The sequence below is a fragment of the Noviherbaspirillum pedocola genome (genome assembly GCF_016632335.1).
GTDB lineage: Bacteria > Pseudomonadota > Gammaproteobacteria > Burkholderiales > Burkholderiaceae_D > Noviherbaspirillum_A > Noviherbaspirillum_A pedocola.
The window spans coordinates 26,626-42,481 of sequence record NZ_JAEPBG010000011.1 but is presented as its reverse complement, the minus strand read 5'-3'; the positions used below and the strand labels follow the sequence as shown (position 1 = coordinate 42,481).

General features: G+C 56.0%; 12 protein-coding genes and 1 pseudogene. 8 read left to right on the top strand and 5 right to left on the bottom strand.

Annotation, left to right across the window (positions count from 1 at the left end; all coding sequences use genetic code 11):
- Positions 1 to 143: 143 nt before the first annotated feature.
- The gene (locus tag JJB74_RS21890; protein ID WP_200595443.1) at positions 144 to 884 is read left to right on the top strand and encodes a response regulator transcription factor; all 741 of its coding nucleotides are present in this window, start codon (positions 144 to 146) and stop codon (positions 882 to 884) included.
- A gap of 103 nt (positions 885 to 987) precedes the next feature.
- Here JJB74_RS21890 and JJB74_RS21885 read toward each other — a convergent pair.
- Positions 988 to 1,722 (bottom strand): annotated as a pseudogene (locus JJB74_RS21885) (IS982 family transposase); the annotation flags it as partial.
- 1,003 nt (positions 1,723 to 2,725) lie between these two features.
- Between JJB74_RS21885 and JJB74_RS21875 the strand changes: the two are divergent.
- Together JJB74_RS21875 and JJB74_RS33365 are read left to right on the top strand one after the other, a co-directional pair.
- Positions 2,726 to 3,274 (top strand): glycine zipper 2TM domain-containing protein, encoded by a 549-nt coding sequence (locus JJB74_RS21875; RefSeq protein ID WP_200595437.1) that lies wholly within the window; start codon positions 2,726 to 2,728, stop codon positions 3,272 to 3,274.
- Between the two features lie 16 nt (positions 3,275 to 3,290).
- Positions 3,291 to 3,824 carry a glycine zipper 2TM domain-containing protein gene (locus JJB74_RS33365; protein ID WP_234484642.1) on the top strand — a complete coding sequence of 178 codons (534 nt, stop codon included), beginning with the start codon at positions 3,291 to 3,293 and terminating at the stop codon, positions 3,822 to 3,824.
- A 755-nt stretch (positions 3,825 to 4,579) separates the two neighbouring features.
- Here the strand turns inward: JJB74_RS33365 and JJB74_RS21865 are convergent.
- Positions 4,580 to 5,263, bottom strand: a complete 684-nt coding sequence (locus tag JJB74_RS21865; RefSeq protein WP_234484623.1) for a haloacid dehalogenase type II — start codon at positions 5,261 to 5,263, stop codon at positions 4,580 to 4,582.
- Between the two features lie 120 nt (positions 5,264 to 5,383).
- On the opposite strand from JJB74_RS21865, the gene JJB74_RS21860 reads away from it, so the two are divergent.
- The 4 genes from JJB74_RS21860 (at position 5,384) to JJB74_RS21845 (ending at position 8,292) form a co-directional block, all read left to right on the top strand.
- Positions 5,384 to 5,968, top strand: a complete 585-nt coding sequence (locus JJB74_RS21860; protein WP_200595435.1) for a TetR/AcrR family transcriptional regulator — start codon at positions 5,384 to 5,386, stop codon at positions 5,966 to 5,968.
- A gap of 227 nt (positions 5,969 to 6,195) precedes the next feature.
- Complete coding sequence (locus JJB74_RS21855) at positions 6,196 to 6,732, top strand: carboxymuconolactone decarboxylase family protein (protein ID WP_234484609.1); 537 nt, start codon at positions 6,196 to 6,198, stop codon at positions 6,730 to 6,732.
- Positions 6,733 to 6,827: 95 nt separating this feature from the next.
- Entirely contained in the window at positions 6,828 to 7,802 is a 975-nt protein-coding gene (locus JJB74_RS21850; RefSeq protein ID WP_200595433.1) for an HPP family protein, read from the top strand.
- A 253-nt stretch (positions 7,803 to 8,055) separates the two neighbouring features.
- On the top strand, positions 8,056 to 8,292 hold the full coding sequence (locus JJB74_RS21845; RefSeq protein ID WP_267913179.1) for a response regulator: 237 nt from the start codon (positions 8,056 to 8,058) through the stop codon (positions 8,290 to 8,292).
- Between the two features lie 200 nt (positions 8,293 to 8,492).
- Here JJB74_RS21845 and JJB74_RS21840 read toward each other — a convergent pair whose 3' ends face one another.
- Complete coding sequence (locus tag JJB74_RS21840) at positions 8,493 to 9,533, bottom strand: alkaline phosphatase family protein (RefSeq protein ID WP_234484770.1); 1,041 nt, start codon at positions 9,531 to 9,533, stop codon at positions 8,493 to 8,495.
- A gap of 97 nt (positions 9,534 to 9,630) precedes the next feature.
- Entirely contained in the window at positions 9,631 to 11,004 is a 1,374-nt protein-coding gene (locus JJB74_RS21835; protein WP_200595429.1) for an alkaline phosphatase family protein, read from the bottom strand.
- Between the two features lie 62 nt (positions 11,005 to 11,066).
- On the opposite strand from JJB74_RS21835, the gene JJB74_RS21830 reads away from it, so the two are divergent.
- The gene (locus JJB74_RS21830) at positions 11,067 to 12,437 is read left to right on the top strand and encodes an ABC transporter substrate-binding protein (RefSeq protein WP_200595428.1); all 1,371 of its coding nucleotides are present in this window, start codon (positions 11,067 to 11,069) and stop codon (positions 12,435 to 12,437) included.
- 378 nt (positions 12,438 to 12,815) lie between these two features.
- Here JJB74_RS21830 and JJB74_RS33970 read toward each other — a convergent pair whose 3' ends face one another.
- Positions 12,816 to 15,431 (bottom strand): bifunctional diguanylate cyclase/phosphodiesterase, encoded by a 2,616-nt coding sequence (locus JJB74_RS33970; protein WP_200595426.1) that lies wholly within the window; start codon positions 15,429 to 15,431, stop codon positions 12,816 to 12,818.
- Positions 15,432 to 15,856 lie beyond the last annotated feature (425 nt).

Below are 15,856 nucleotides of genomic sequence, written 5' to 3'. Positions count from 1 at the left end.
AAACACGCAACAGGCCGGAAATAATTCGTGTATCCGCGGCGCAACTGTGGGACTATTGACGAAAATCAATATAAATAACTTGGGGAAACAATGGCAACTGGCTGCCACAGCCATTCGGCTCAGTCGGTGCCATGCCTTCTATTATGAAAACCGCATTGCTTCACGATAACGCCAGCCGGGCCGCCGAGGTCTGTCAGATCCTGGCCGAGGTGGCGTTTGACTGTGTGCCGGTTACGGCGATCAGTGAGGTGCTGGATAAGCATCGGCGTGAGCCTTTTCATCTGGTCATCGTGCAGTGGCAGAACGAACGAGACATGCCGGGCCTAGTGCGGATGCTGCGGGACAGCCTTCCCGCCACCGTGCCGATCTTTTGTCTTTTCCGTGGGGGTGATGAAGAAGCGCTCGTCGCCACGCTTGCCGCCGGCGCCGGTAGCTACGCGCTCAAACCGATACGCCGAACGGATCTGGTCCTGAGGCTTCGCGTGCTCTTGCGTCAGGCCTATCCGTCGTCGATAGAAGTAGAACGGCTGCATTTTGGCGATTTCATGTTCGAGACGCGCCGCAAACGCATCACGCGCGCAGGCGAGCCGATCACTGTGACAAACAACGAATTTGATCTGGCGCTGCTTCTGTTTCGCCATCTCGGCCGGCCGTTATCCCGGGCGTTTCTCATGGAGGAGGTGTGGCGAAGCGAACCGGGGCAGCAGTCGCGGACGCTGGATACCCATATGTCTCGAGTGCGCACCAAGCTGCAACTCGTGCCCGCGCATGGTTATCGGCTGGCGATGATCTACGGCTACGGCTATCAGCTGATCCAGACAGCACCAGTAGAAAATACGTCCGTCATGTCCGCGCTCACCTCGCCCGAATCCGCGACTTCCTGACCTGTATTTGCCCATTTGCCAAGCATGACGAGTTGCTGATGCGAAACGCGTTCAAAGATAGGATAAGCGTCACCCTAAATTAACCTGAGTTCGGGATAACGGATTACGGGCAAACTGGAGCAGAGGAAATGACAGGGAGCCGCGGTTTATTCGGCATGAAGCAGTAAGCGACGATACCACTCATCAAATTGACGATGAAGTTGGCATGCGAACGATGCCGCGTGTGCTCGACCTGGCAGAGGTTTTTCAACTCATCGAAGACAGTTTCAATTAAGGACCGTCGTTTGAGTAACGCTTGATCGAAAGGCGCGTGCTGGACCGGTTTCATGTTTTTGCGGACTTTAGTGATCAGCTCCAACTGACGGGCACGCAGTAGGTCAACCAACCATCGAGCGACATAGCCCTTATCCGCATAGACTTTGCCAAATAGCCCTCGACACAGAAACGCTACCGGCTTGCGGTCATCGACGTTGCCTGGGGTGAGCTTGATGCTCAACAGCTCGCCATGGTGATTGATGGCTACATGGAGCTTGAATCCATAAAACCATCCTGTTGAACTCTTGCCTCGCGCTGCAACCTTGATAAAGACGCGATGCCGGGCAATGCGTAAGTTGTCGCACACGGCAAGGGGACTGGAATCAACAATGGTGATGCCGGTGCAACGGCCTTTGAGCTGCGCAAATAGAGCGCTTAGCGGCACCACGCAACGCGGCATGAGCTCCACGCAGCGGTGATAACTGGGCAGCCCGGGAAACTCGGCGCGCAGAAAGCGTACCGCATAGGAAAGATAAAAGCTCTTGAACTGCCGGTAGCGTAGCTGGTGGAACAGCACCGCCACCCGCTCATCGACATGCGGAGGTCACACGTGATGCTGACCACCTCCAGAGGCTGACTTCGGCGGTCGATGCCGCCGCTACGCAGCAAGCGGGTACTGCGTCCGTAACGGAAACAAGCTATGCGTTGACGGCGCAACTTGCCGTCGACGAGGCACCGGTGGCGGTGTGAGTGATTGCGTGGTTAGAAAAGCTTAGCCGCTATTTGCAGGTAGCGACCGCGCATTACAGACCACGCATTGCGCTGGGCTGCCGAGCTGCAAGCAAGTTTTTTTATTAACTGTATTGCTGAATGATGATGGCGACCAACGCTAAAAGAAGCAACTGGCATGCAATGATAGGCTCCAAAATGCTGAGCAACTCCCGTGAATCGTCGGAAGGTGGTGAAGTCGTGCCCAATGCCTCAACTGCTTCTGCATCTGACGACACACCCAACTTTGCGATTTCCAAGCGATTCATTGCATGCCCTTGCTGTCATTTTGCGATGTCAGCGCAGCTTGCCATCTTAATTAAACCGCCGAAGCAGTACTTTACCAATTTGTTGCGTCGCAACAAAGGGGTGCACGAAGAACGAGCTTTTCGGGAACTCGCGCTATTTGCCAATGACGCAAATGCCTACAGCGCACCGCAGCAAATTATGGCTCAACTTCGTTTAGACGCCTATCCTCAAAACGCAAAGGGTGGGTTCCTCCACGCATACTCTGGCTGCCCCTGGCGGACCGACCTAGCCCCGAACTACTGGCCTGTAGATGGTGAGAGCTTAAAGGAACTAGGAGGGTGCCTCGAGGTGAGGTTTTACAGGCATCGGCGTCGCGAATTTATGGTAACCCCATCAAACCTGCTCCCGGATTCACGAACGGCTCCCTCACTGGCAGCGGGATGTCTTTCCTATTCCGCTGTGGCACCATTTACAACCCGTTACCGGTGAAACAGGTTTCCGAGTACCAATGTGGCAGAGCAGTGTCTATTCTTGAACTAACCCAACCGAACCTGCCTTTGGAGCAAAACATGGAAATTAACCAGCCAGCGCACCGTATTCATCCGCTCGTAGCCGGCGCTGCGGCTTCCGTCATGCTGGTAAGCCTCGTTGGCGTCGCTGCAATTACGGGCTTGGTTCCAAGCTCGCATGGCACCGTTCCTGGAAACGCGCCTATAGCGACACAGCAGGCTGGAGTAGTGAATGTTCCGACGCAACAATACGGAGTGATGCCAGCACAAACACAACAGCAGCAAAGCGTACCGGTCGTAGTCCGGGAAGTCGTCGAGCACAAGACCGTTGTCCATGACCAGTATGTGCAGCATGCGACGGCACCGCGGCACACCCACGCTGCACAGTATGCCCAATATGATTCCACGCCCCGGTATGTCCCTGCCCCGGTCTATCAGCGCTCTGCTCCTGCTGCAAGCAATAGCCCGGTTGGGATTGGTGTTGGCGCTGTTGTCGGCGGTCTGCTCGGCAGTCAAGTAGGCGGAGGCAACGGCAAGACTCTGGCCACCATTGCGGGTGCAGTCGGCGGCGGATATGTCGGTAATGAAGTCGTCAAGCGGAACTTCTAATCCCAAAGGAACTGCCATGTTAATCCGGACGTTGAGTGTGCTAGCAGTTCTCGCCCTGCCTGTCGCAGCCTCCGCGACCGAATATCGTATCGTCGAGCGTCCGCGCCAGGAATGCTGGAACGAGCAGGTTCCTGTTCAGAGCGCCGGTCAGGGCTATGGCGGCGTAGTTCTCGGTGGACTAGCTGGTGGCATCCTGGGCAACCAAGTTGGTGGTGGAAATGGACGCGCGGTCGCGACGGCGGTTGGTGCTGTGACCGGTGCGTTGGTCGGCGACCAAATCGCGAACAGCGGTGGCCCCGGATATCGCTCAGTCCAGCGCTGCCGCACTGTCGTCGACCAAGTGCGAGTGCCGGTGGCTCAAGCGCCCGCCGCGTTCTATGTACAACCTGCTCCCGTCTACGTACAACCCGCCCCGGTATATGTGCAACCGCCCACGGTTGTCCAACAGCCGGGCTACTATGTGGCACCTGCACAACCCGTTTACTATGGCGACCGCTGGGGACATCATTGGCATAGACGTCACCATCACGATGATGACGATGAAGATTGATTCGCAAGACCCATCAATGGCTTAAAGTCCCAGCTCGGCTTTTTATGCTGACATGTGGTACGAAATATTCCTACGGAAGCAGGCGCTCACTGTGATGGCCGGAAGCTTGGTTGCGATAGGCATATCGCAACCAGCGATCTCGCAATCCGACATTTCGAGCTTTGCTTTTGTTCAGCAGGATAGTTCGCTGAAGGTCGCCGGCAACATAATCCACCTCTACAGCATCTACGTTCCTCCGACTTCCGAGAGCTGCTATACCTTTGTCCGTCCAGTTCTTTGCGGACCGCGGGCATCAATCGTCCTGGAATTCAAAATTTCAGAGGATTTTGTTCATTGCACACCGTGGGGCACAAATTCAGACGGCAGCCTCGTTGCCAGTTGCAGCTTGAATGGCGAAGACCTAAGTGCGTAGATGCTTCAAAGTGGCTGGGCAGTCGCCCTACGGGAGGCGCCTCCTGAGTATCATGCCCTGGAAAGAGTAGCCCAAGCGAAAGCAATCGGCATTTGGGGGATTCCCGTGGACTCTATCCGCCGCCGATACAGTCGAGGAGAGGGCGTTCGATTGCGGAGAAATCTGACGCCGCCTTCCTCCGCAAGCCTTTGTGGCAGGGGAAGCTACATACCTTCAAAGAACTTAGGCGCCCAGTTCTGCAGCCAACGCGAGTAAATCCGCGACCTGTAAATCAGGTGGTGGCGCTAATGGAAAAAGCTGCTCACCAAGGCGACCGATGAATGCCGTTTTCATTCCCGCCCACTCACCCGCCTAGCTGTTCTGCCAAGGCCTTCATATCGGCAGCCTGGTAATCAGGCAATGGCGCTAGTGGAAAAAGCTGTTGCCCGGCACGCGCAATGAACGCGGTCCGCATACCTGCCCACTTTGCGCCGGCCACATCCCAACCGTGCGCTGCGACGAGCATGCACTGCCCCATCTCCACTTGCATTTGCGATGCGGCCCACTCGTACACCGCCATACTCGGCTTGTATTTCTCGACGCTTTCCACACTGAGAAGCTGCTCGAAATACGCAGTCAGCCCCGAGTTACCGATCTGCTCTTTCACGCCGGACTGCGACGAATTCGTAAGCGTCGCAAGCCGGTACCCTGCTTTTTTCAACCGCTCCAAACCTTCCCTGACATCTGGATGCGGCGGCAATCTGCGCATCGGCTCCAGCATCTTCTTGGCGTCTGCACTGCTTAGTTCAGTGTTCGCGTTCTTGGCCAGCATCTGCAATACGGCTGCGCCAATGTCGGGCAACGCTGCATGTTGTTGGCTCACTGTCATGACCATTGAGTGCTGAAGCATCGACGCAAACCACAGTTTTGCGGCAAGCTTGTCTCCCAATACCGCATTGATATCCGTGGCCAGGGGGCCGATGTCCAGCAACGTCTCGTTCACATCGAACAGCAACACCTTCGGACGTACCTGTTGCTCAGACATCATGCTCTTCTCCTATAAAAAACGAGGCAAAGTAGGTCTTGCTTCGCATCGGTAGATATTATTCTGGACGATTTGTTCCAATATGATGTACATTCATCTTCACTTATCGTTTCTTTCTAGATCATGGGCCGTCCGCAAGCATTTGACAGCAACGCCGCCATCGAGGCCGCCATGTCGGTTTTCTGGGACCGGGGCGTACATCGCACCAATGTTGACGACCTGCTGGCGGCAACGGGCTTGGCACGCTCTTCTCTCTATAACAGCTTCGGCGGCAAGCAGGCGCTGTTCGAGCAGGCAATCGCGCGGTACGTTGAGCAGCAAGTTGGTCAACTGCACAGGATGTTCCAAGGCCGCTCGTTGAAGGACGGATTACAGCGCCTTTTCGACATGGCGGTTGAAGATAACTACGGGGATAAGGGCTGCCTACTTGTTAATAGCGCAAGCGGTTTGATGCCAGGCGAGCCAACGGATCAGGAATTCTTGCGAACCGCTTTCGAAAAGATTTTCTCCATGCTTGCGCAATATGTGCGCGTAGCGCAGAAGAATCAGGAACTGAGCGAGCACTTGGCCGAACAAGCACCAGAAGATATCGTGGCGATGATTTGCTCGACGCTATCGGGACTGCGCATTTTCCATAAGACCGGCATGCCAAAGGCAAAACTGAAAAAGGCAGCCCAGCTGGCTCTTGCAGGGATGTTCTTGAAATGAACATTCTCTCCCAGCGGCGAGGAAAAGTACGGCCGTATTTCATGAGATTGCTTTCCGCTTGGGCTATGTGTCCACGCCTTCACGCTTTATAGAAACTGGTTTTGTTTGATGCTTTTCTGGGAAAATTCGTCCATTTTGGACAATATCATCCAAAATGTTTTTACTCATCTTCATCGAAAGGAGTCGTAATGGAAAACGTCGCTCGGCTCAATCTACCGCCGCAAACCATGGAAACCGCTTCCGAGAAAGGGCGGGCCATCCTTGAAACCGCGAAGAAGCAGGTTGGCTTCATTCCGAACATGTATGCCAACATGGTCAACTCCCCGGGTGTGCTGGAAACCTATCTCACCGGATATCGCTTGTTCCGTGAAAGCGGTGCGTTCAGCGCGCCGGAGCAGGAAGTGATCTTCCTGTCGATTAGTCTCGAGAACGGATGCACCTATTGCATGGCAGCGCACAGCATGATTGCGGATAAAGCGTCGAAAGTACCCGCCGATGTCATCGCTGCCATTCGCGGCAACAAGGAAATCATCCCGGATGCGAAGTTGCGGGCGCTTTCGGCGTTTGCCCGGACGATGGTCCGATCCCGTGGCATGCCAAGTGATGCGGACGTGGAACACTTCAAAAGCGCGGGATACACCGATCGCCATGTGCTAGAGATCGTGCTTGCGATCGCCGTCAAAACACTAAGCAATTATTCCAATCACCTGTTCGGCACGGAAGTCGACAAGCCGTTTGCCGATTACCGCTGGACGCCGGCGTAAGAGCCTTCGTCACGACAACCGTAATCCGGCCGCATGCCTGCCTGACCCTGTCCCCCGGCAGTCGAGCGGCCTACTGCTCTCACCTATTCATTCCCATGACCCGTACGCTTCGGGAGGATTCTATCCTCTGGCTATTGCTGCCGATCGCCTATTTGAGTGCGCTCTCCAAGGGGTCTGCCGTTACAGGAGCAACTTTTCTGATGTTCCCGGAATTGGCAGCGCTTGCCTTCGATATGTTTGCCAAGCCAGACGGCGCTTGGGCCAAGTCGCCGGCGATGGTAGCCATCACCCCGGTGCTTACCGCATTGTGTGGAATTGGCATTGCCCGCCTGCTGCCTTACGGGCCCTGGTCAATTGCACTGTGCATTGCGAGCGCGTTGCTGGTGATACGCGTACTGCAGTCTCCCGTTGCCCCGGCTATTTCTGCAGCTGTGCTCCCACTGTCGCTGGGAGTGACAAGCTGGTCGTACCCTCCGTCGATTGGCATAGGCACTGTTGGGCTGGCTTGTCTGTCGATGCTCACCAGGCACTTCAGGGTGACCAAACCGGAGAAGGCGCCATCGCTCTCCATTGACGAAAAGGGCGATGAAACAAGGCAGCCACGGCACAGGTATGGATGGGCCGCGGTCTTTGTCGCATTCATCGCAATCGCCTATACGACCGGTCAGGCAACGGGAATGCGATTCATCCTTTTTCCACCCTTGGTTGTGGTCGCCTATGTGATGCTGGCACATGCTGACGTATGCCCTTGGGCGCAGCGGCCTCTTGCGTTGCCGCTGGCCTGCACTATCGCAGCAGCGGCTGGCGTCTGCGTTGTTGGACTGCTTGATCCTGGTCCGGTATCGGTTGCCATCGCAATGGCAGCAGCAATCGCCTCGGTACGCGCGCTGCGCGTGCATGTGCCGCCTGCGATTGCCGTCAGTTTGCTACCGCAAGTCATTGACCAGCCGGACTGGCACTTCATTGTGGCCGTCGCGGTCGGCACGGTACTGCTAACTGCCATCTTTCTTGCCGTCCGGGCGTCAAGGCTCGGCATAGTACGTGAATCGAAGATCGCACCTTCAAGGTGACGGCTTACTGACAATGCTGTACCTTTCGCACGGTCATATGCAGCGAGCTGTGGCTGATGCATCCAATGAAGCGCCCTATTCTCGTTGCCGACGACCGTCCGCATGATGTCGAGTTTTCCCTGCTTGCGCTTGAGATATGCAATCTTTTAAATGAAGTCGTGGTTACTCACGACGGCGCAGAGGCGCTGGACTATCTCCTCATGCGCAACTGCTATAGCGACCGTCTTCCCGGGAGCCCTGCCCTGCCCTGCTCTTGCTCGACCTGAAGATGCCTAAAGTCGACGGCATCGAGGTCCTCAAGATAATCCGGTCAACTCCTCACCTTGCCGACATACCGGTGATTGTCCTGTCGCACTTTTCCATCGAGGCCGAAATTCACCGCTCCAGAATCCTCGGGATTAGCCAGTACATCATCAAGCCGCTGACGTTGAAGGAGTTCATCAAGGAGGTCCATCAGGCGGTCGAACCCTTTGTGCCGTGCCAAGCTTGAGAAAGCCCGAATTGTGCCGTCCAACGTGAACGGTTTCACCTTGCTATTGAAGTGGCTGATGTTGCAGCGAGCTACGTGCTTTCAACGGCACGTTAAAGGACTTTCAGCTCGCCATTCGGTCCTTCTGGGAAGCGGGATTTATGCACATCTGGGGAGTACCGATTCGGCTAGTTATGCAGCAGACCCTTGCCAGCGATACCTCAGCGCTGGCTGAACACATCGCTGCCAAAACTTTGCATTCCGGCTGCGCCGGCGAAGCCAAGATAGGGAAGATGGAAAAAATCCTCCACACTGCGCAATGTCGAGTAGTGGTTATATGGTACATCACTGATTGTCCCTGGCTTGATGAAGGGTGAAAGCAGAACTGCCCCTATCCTTCCGCCTCCCATGCCAACGATGCCTGGCAGCGGCGAAAGCGGGCCCGGGATTTCATTGCAACAGGCGCTGGCATCCTGGGTGGACGCTTCGTCGAATAGAATCAGCAGCAGTCCATCCTTCTTGAAGGCGGCCGAACCCGTGATTTTGGGAACGATATCCCGTAGGAATGAATCGACTTGCGGGAGTCCGCCAGGGCGGCCATCGGCGCATGGCTGGTCATGACCGTCATTGCAAAGGTTGGGAATGATCAGCGAAAAGGCAGGAGTAGTCGCCGCGGATGCCAAATCGGCATCAAGTTGTTTGAGGTTCACGACCTTGGCATTACAGTCGATGACATCGTCGATCACTGCATGGTAATACATGAAAGGATTATGCCGCGCCGCATAGCTGTCCGTCGCACTTGCCTTTTGCGTGCTATCTTGCGTATTCAATACAGGATGGGCACAGGTGCTTGAGCCGTCACGGTTGAGGTCATTCCCCATGTCTTCCGTGTAGGCTTTCCAGCTGATTCCCGCCGCCTGCATCTGGTTCGCAATACTCAATGCCGTCGTCGGTAAAACACAGCCCGATCCCAGAAACAACTGTCCGTTCGCGTCCAGTTGCGTACCGCCCTGCCAGTCGGAATAGATCTGGCAGTCGCCCTGCGTCTGTGGATTTGGTGCCTGACCGCTGGTAAGAGCGATATAGTTGGTTAGGCTGTTATGGCCGATCCCGTAATACTGCGTCAGCAATGCACCCTGGCTTGGCAACGTCTGCGCCAGGTACGGCGTTGCGGAATTTGGCCCGAATGTGGCTGCATAGTTTTCGTTCTCGAGCATCACCACAAAGACGTGGCGCGGTGTACCTGCGGCGACGGCTGACATTGGCAGATATAGCCAGCAGAAAATGGCGGTAATGATCGCCGCAAGAATGGCGCGGCGGGCTTTGCAGAAGGCTGGCATGAGCAGGCGGTAATGTGCGTTAGAGAAGCTTGAATCCAAGTGACTGCGCCAGCGGGGCAAGCGCCTCGAGGCTAGGATTGCCCGTGCCGGAAGCCGAGCAAGGGCCGCCGAAAGGCCCGGGCGGCACGTTGAAAGCTGGCGCTGCCAGATTCGGAGGATTCTTGAAGTCGAGCGCATAGGCGATGTTATTGGTTTTCTTGTCCGTGGAGCGCACGCCGAGCGGCTCGATTCCGAAGCGCCACATCAAAAAACTGTGTAGGGAACTTGGATCGAACTGGCGGCTGCTGACGTTCCGGCGCTTCACGCGCGGCCCGAGCAGCACAAGCGGCACGCGAAATCCGAGACGTCCATCATTGCCGAGCGCCTGCTCGTTGTAGGAAACCGGGCGCACGATGGGCGGCACATGATCGAAGAACCCGCCCCATTCATCGTAGAGGATGATGAGCAGAGTGGTTTCCCATGCCGGACCGGTGCGCACCGCATCGTAGACGCGGTTCAGAAACGCCTGGCCGTTGCGAATGTCCGATACCGGGTGATCGTCCCCCGATGTCCCCTGCCCTTCTCCGGCAAAGCGCGGATCGATGAAGGACAGCGCCGGCAAGTTGCCGGCGGCAGCGTCAGCAAGAAAATTCGTGAACGGGAAAGAGTTGGCCAGCATTCGGGTGCCATAGAGGGCGGTGAACGGGATGTCGCTGTAGTAGTAACGGGCCGGGATACCCTTTGCATTGAAACGATCAAAAATTGATGGCAATTGCGAAATCGTACTGTCATTCACCAAGCGATCCGTTTCACCGGAAAGCAGGTAGAAGCGGTTCGGATACGTCTCCGAAAGAATACCGGGCATGTAGTTGTCGCAGATGGTCCAGTTCTGTGCGCAGGCTGCGAAAAACGGCAGATCGTTTGGAGTGTAATAGCCGACCGGCAGTAAGTCCCCATTCGTCTTGTTCGTATCCGGCGTCAGTAGCCAGCCATCGCAACGACCGCCATTGAACTGGGTTCGTCCGCCAACAAAGCTATGGTCCGGGTCCGCATGTCCGCATCCCTGGTAACCATAAGCAGGATCAGACGCCAGAGGAAAAGTTTGGCGCAGGTTACCGAACGCGTCGGGGTAACTCAGGCCCGCCTGGCGTCCATTGGCTCCCGGGACCCAGCCCAGATAATGGTCGAACGAGCGGTTTTCCATCGTCACAACGACCACATGATCGATGCCGCTCTGCGACGGCTCCGGCAGGAGCGGAATCATGGTCACATCATCGATTGTCGGTTCCAGGCTTAGGCTTTGTGCTCCGGCAATGACCGCATGGCCGGCAGCGCTTGTTGCGGCAAGCGCGACACCTGCCCGCAAAAGTTGCCGGCGTATCTCGCGACTCCTGGGTTCGTTTGTTTTCTTCATTGATGCAGACCCTTCATAACAGCGTATCCAACCTAAAGCCTGTCGCCACGTCTTGGCATGGCATGCAAGTCAGGTTTTTCCAGCCGCCGAGCGTAAATGCGGCAGATGACAAGCAGATGAAGAAAGGGGCGAACGGGTTTGCGCACGGTCATGCATGCAAACATCTTTGGCACTGCATTACGAAAACACCTCGGACTTTGCCTTGGATTAGAACGGCAAAATTGCCGGGCGGCGGCCCCGACCCCGCGACGTCATCAGGAAGTCATCAAGCCAGGCCATCATTGCCTGCTTGCAATCTTTCCCATAATCAGATGCGACGTTTTTCTCAGTCCCTGCTGCACGGCTTCCTGCTGCTTTACACAATCATCCAACTAGCCCATGCCGAGTCCAAGTCCATCGTGATCGGACAAGCAATCGACTTGTCAGGCCCCGCCGGAGTCATTGGGCGGGATTATGTCGCTGGCATCACTACTTATTTCGACAGTCTGAACGCCAGCGGAGGAATCAATGGCCACAAGATCAAATACCTCGTGCGCGACGACCTGGGCGACCCCCGGCGGTCTTCCAAGGCGGTGACTGAACTGATTAATTCCGATCGGATCGACTACCTGATCGGTGGGATCGGTGCAGCGACTACGGATGCCGTGGTGGCTACTCCGGCATTCGTGCGCAGCGGCTTTCAATTGTTTGCGCCAATGACGGAATCTCCGAGAAACTACGGTGAGCGCGTCGTCTTTTGGCGTCCCGGGCCGGAACAGGAAATGCACTACATCTTCTCGTATTTTGACAAGCTCGGCATCCGCAGCATCGGTATTGCCGTCGAGGACCTTCAACGCAGTCAGGAAATGTATCAGTACGTCGCTGCAGAAGCCAAAAGACGCAGCATGACGCTCGCTGGCACAGCGCACATATCAAGCAGCCCGGTGCAGGTGGAAAAGGAGGCAGCAACGCTGGCTGCCTCGAACCCGAACATCGTGATCGTCATCGGCGATGGAGTGAGCGCGGGAGTTTTTTTGAAAGCATTTCGCAGGCACGCCGAAAGAACCTTCGTTGCCGGTACGTCGCTGGTGAACCTCGAGACGTTGGCCGAGATGGCCGGGCCGAAGTCACTGGAATGGACCGTGTTTTCGCAAGTGGTGCCGAACCCGGCCGGCAAGCAATCGAAGGTACAGTTGGATCACATCGCGATGATGAAGCGTTTTAGGGATGAAGCGCTATCCGCAGCGACCCTTGAAGGTTATCTGGCCGCCAAGACGCTGTGCCGCGCGATCCAGGCTTCGGGTGTCGCAAGCCAGGCGCTTCAGCAGTTTACCTCTCGAACAGGAGTGCTAGACCTTGGCGGCTTCGTAGTGAATCCCTCAGCACCGAACCATCACATGTCCAGCTATGTCGACATCGCTCTGTTCCGCAAGGGTGGCAACCTAATGTATTAAGCCCGGCATGCGGCCACAAGACATTGCCAGCACCGTTTAGCGATGGAATGCAAACCCACGCTGTGTGCTGTGCGGAGGGTGCAGGATGCAGCGTCCATAGTTGCATTCTTCAAAACAAAATTTTTATCAGACCACTGAAAGGATTTCAAGATTTCCGGCGGAGACGAAGCGATAGGGAACAGAACATTCTTGAACACGTTCTCTTCACATCCAACATCCCGAAAGAAAATGGCTGTGACGAGATTGTCCAGCTGTCCGCCAAGACGCTGTCAAATGTGGCCGGTGAACTTACAGTGCTGGAGTCGGCGGAGTTCGTTACCGTGGGAATGCTTGTCCGGCAACAGCGCTTGACCATCGACGCGTCTCGGACGTGGTGGGCTACATTACAAATATATCTTGCCGGAACAGAGCGGACATGCGCTCCGCCTGCAGTGGGGCCGAAATTAAATATCCCTGAATCTCATCGCAATCAAGCGTTTGCAGAAGGGCCAGTTGCTCTTTCGTTTCCACGCCTTCGGCAACTACCTGCATGCCCAACGCTTTTGCCATCGAAACAATCGCCCTGAAGAAGATCTCCCCTTCCCTCCCCGAGCCAAGCTGCGCGGTGAACGCTCGGTCAATCTTCAGCACGTCGAGCTTCAGTTGATTCAACAGCGACAGCGACGAATAACCGGTGCCGAAATCGTCGACATGAATCTTCACGCCGAGCTGATTCAAGGCATCGATCTCTCGCTGCACTGTTTTCAAGTCGCCCATCATGGCCGACTCGGTCAATTCCACTTCGATCAAATGGCTGGATACCTGGTAGCGTGCGAGGCATGACGCCAGATGGCTGCTTACTCTGCCTTCGCTGAACTGGCGCGCCGACACGTTGATGGACACAGGGAAGACCGTCCCCCCTTCTCTCTGCCACAGTGCCAGCTGGGCGCACACCTTGCTGATCACGAGATCGCCAAGTGGCAGGATCAAACCGGTGCGTTCCGCTAACGGAATGAATTCGTTGGGAGGGATGAATCCCTGTTCCGGATGAGCCCAGCGCACAAGCGCTTCCATGCCAGCCAGCTTGTTGGTGCGTGTTGCGATGCGCGGCTGATAGTGCATGACGAATTCATCGTTGCGGATCGCGAGTGCCAGCGCCTGCTCCAGGCGCAGGCGGCTGCGTATCTTTTCATAGTATTGGCTGCTATAGAAACGGTACGTGCCCTTCTTTTCCTCTTTGGCCGCATACATCGCGATATCAGCGCTCTTCAACAGCGTTTCCGGGTCGGAGGCATCGCGCGGGTACAACGCGATGCCGATGGAGCCACCAACGACCACGTCCCTTCCACTGATCAGAAAAGGCTCTTGCAGGATCTGCGCAATACGGCCTGCCACATGGGAGACTTCCTCCTCGCTCTTGGCAGTCTCGATCACGACCGTGAATTCATCCCCACCCAGACGGGCCACATGATCCGTAGGCTGCCGCAGCACGGCACGCAGGCGTATCGCGACTTCACGCAGCAATTGGTCGCCGGCGGAATGGCCGGCTGAATCATTCACGTTTTTAAAGTTATCCAGATCGATGAACAGGACCGCCATGATGCTCTTCCCAGCCGTCGCGCGGGCGAACGCTTCCGGCAGATAGGACGTGAGCCAATGGCGATTCGGCAGACCGGTTAACGCATCTTGCGTAGCGAGCCTTGCCAAGTCATGTTCGTTCTGCTTTTTCTCGGTTATGTCGCGCAGGGTCAGTGCAATACGCGAGCCGGAATGCACAAATTTACGATAGATCCATCGCGCCGACACCAGGCTCCCATGGCGGGTCTCAAACTCGTCCTCGTAGAAGCCGTCAGCGATCACGACACGGCAGATGTTCAACAGTTCGTCGAAGAAGAAAGGCTGGTAAAGGGCGGACAGCCTGGCTCCTATCAGCTCGCCCTTCTGGCGCTGATACAACGCGGCCCCGCGCTCATTGCAATCGACGAGTTCAAGATCCACGACTTCACCTCTCGAACCGGCGATCACCTGCCACATGAAAAACCCCTCGCTTGCCCTCTCGGTCGTGGAACGGTAGGCCTCGCGAATGCCGTCTGCCTTGTACTGTCGCCACGCGAGCCGCATTGACAGGTAGGTCAAAGCGAAGCCGAACGCCATGAGGATGACAACCGCAGCGGCCGCGATCTTCCCGTACACGGCCCGAGCTTGCCGATAAGGCGCCAATTTCTCGTGCTTTGCGATTCCGACGGCGACAGCGAGAGGATAACTGTTCAACGGTTGAACCGAGAAGAAGCGCGCCCGGCCGTCCGTGAACCACTGGTCTCCGTTGAGCGTGACGGCGGGTCCGCCGATGGCTTCCGCCGGAACTCGGACCAGTGCACCGTGTCCGGCGCCTTCCCGGCCATTCACGACTAGCGTGGATTCGATGACGCTATCGTAGTCAACTAAGCCAAGCAGCCCGTTATTCCCAAGACCGGTAGCCTCGGAGAACTGGACAAAGTATTCGGGTGCGACCGCGATTACGAGGACGCCGGCAAATCGATCGTCAGCGTCCGACAAGCGGCGGGTGAACTGAATCACCCGCTTTTTGACGAATCTTCCCCACCGTGGAGCGCCGATGCGAAGCGCATCCGAGTTATTGTCTCTGTGAAATTTGAAGAAGTCTTGGGCCTCAATCGATACCTTATCGGCGATAGGAAAGCTGCTGGTAACTAACCGGCCGTGCCGGTCGAAAATGGTTATGTAACGGAATTGCTGTGCGACGAATGAGCCGGTGCCCCTCATTTGCTCGAGCCTGACATGGCCGCCTGACTGCTCCCAGAAATCCCGTAATTCCATCGAAGTCTGGTCGATTGCCTCGAGGGTATGTATCAGTTGCTGCGCATAGGCACGCGAGAGCAAAGCCGCGTCCTTCAGACCGCTTTCCTCCAGCGCCTTCCTGTCCGAACTCAATTTGAAGTAAAAGGCGCCGCACACCAGCGCACTCAAGACGAGCGACAAAAGCGGCCATGCGATCACCGTTGCCAGGTGCAATCGCAAAAAGTGAAGTAGGCGACGGTATCGCGTCCCAACGAGTGGGAAAGAAGACGAAGGCGGTATGAGCATCTTTGGAAAATCTGGAGGGGATTCCTCTGGTGCGGTTACTACATAACCGCTGCGCCAAATGCGAGGCGCGCCTCGAGCCGAAGAAAGTCGGCAGGAACGATGAATAAGCGGTGGAATTGAGAGAGGGTCCTACGTAAGGCAAACCGAGATATTGCCACAAGAATATTGCAAGATAGTTACATACTACCCGGACCGCTATAGGCCAGAGGTCCGAAGACACATATTTTTTGCATGGAACGCCACCGCACCGCGGTGCGAGTTCGGATTTGCTCAAGCACGCTGATCGATGCCACTGATGGGTTCAGATGAATCTTATCGATCATGCCACTTGCCGTGCA

Excerpts from the sequence above, each read along its gene's own strand:
- JJB74_RS21865 (WP_234484623.1), bottom strand. The coding sequence starts at position 5,263 with ATGATGTCTGAGCAACAGGTACGTCCGAAGGTGTTGCTGTTCGATGTG.
- JJB74_RS21855 (WP_234484609.1), top strand. The coding sequence starts at position 6,196 with ATGGAAACCGCTTCCGAGAAAGGGCGGGCCATCCTTGAAACCGCGAAG.
- JJB74_RS21890 (WP_200595443.1), top strand. The coding sequence starts at position 144 with ATGAAAACCGCATTGCTTCACGATAACGCCAGCCGGGCCGCCGAGGTC.
- JJB74_RS21875 (WP_200595437.1), top strand. The coding sequence starts at position 2,726 with ATGGAAATTAACCAGCCAGCGCACCGTATTCATCCGCTCGTAGCCGGC.
- JJB74_RS21835 (WP_200595429.1), bottom strand. The coding sequence starts at position 11,004 with ATGAAGAAAACAAACGAACCCAGGAGTCGCGAGATACGCCGGCAACTT.
- JJB74_RS21860 (WP_200595435.1), top strand. The coding sequence starts at position 5,384 with ATGGGCCGTCCGCAAGCATTTGACAGCAACGCCGCCATCGAGGCCGCC.
- JJB74_RS33365 (WP_234484642.1), top strand. The coding sequence starts at position 3,291 with ATGTTAATCCGGACGTTGAGTGTGCTAGCAGTTCTCGCCCTGCCTGTC.
- JJB74_RS21830 (WP_200595428.1), top strand. The coding sequence starts at position 11,067 with ATGCAAGTCAGGTTTTTCCAGCCGCCGAGCGTAAATGCGGCAGATGAC.
- JJB74_RS21850 (WP_200595433.1), top strand. The coding sequence starts at position 6,828 with ATGACCCGTACGCTTCGGGAGGATTCTATCCTCTGGCTATTGCTGCCG.
- JJB74_RS21840 (WP_234484770.1), bottom strand. The coding sequence starts at position 9,533 with ATGTCAGCCGTCGCCGCAGGTACACCGCGCCACGTCTTTGTGGTGATG.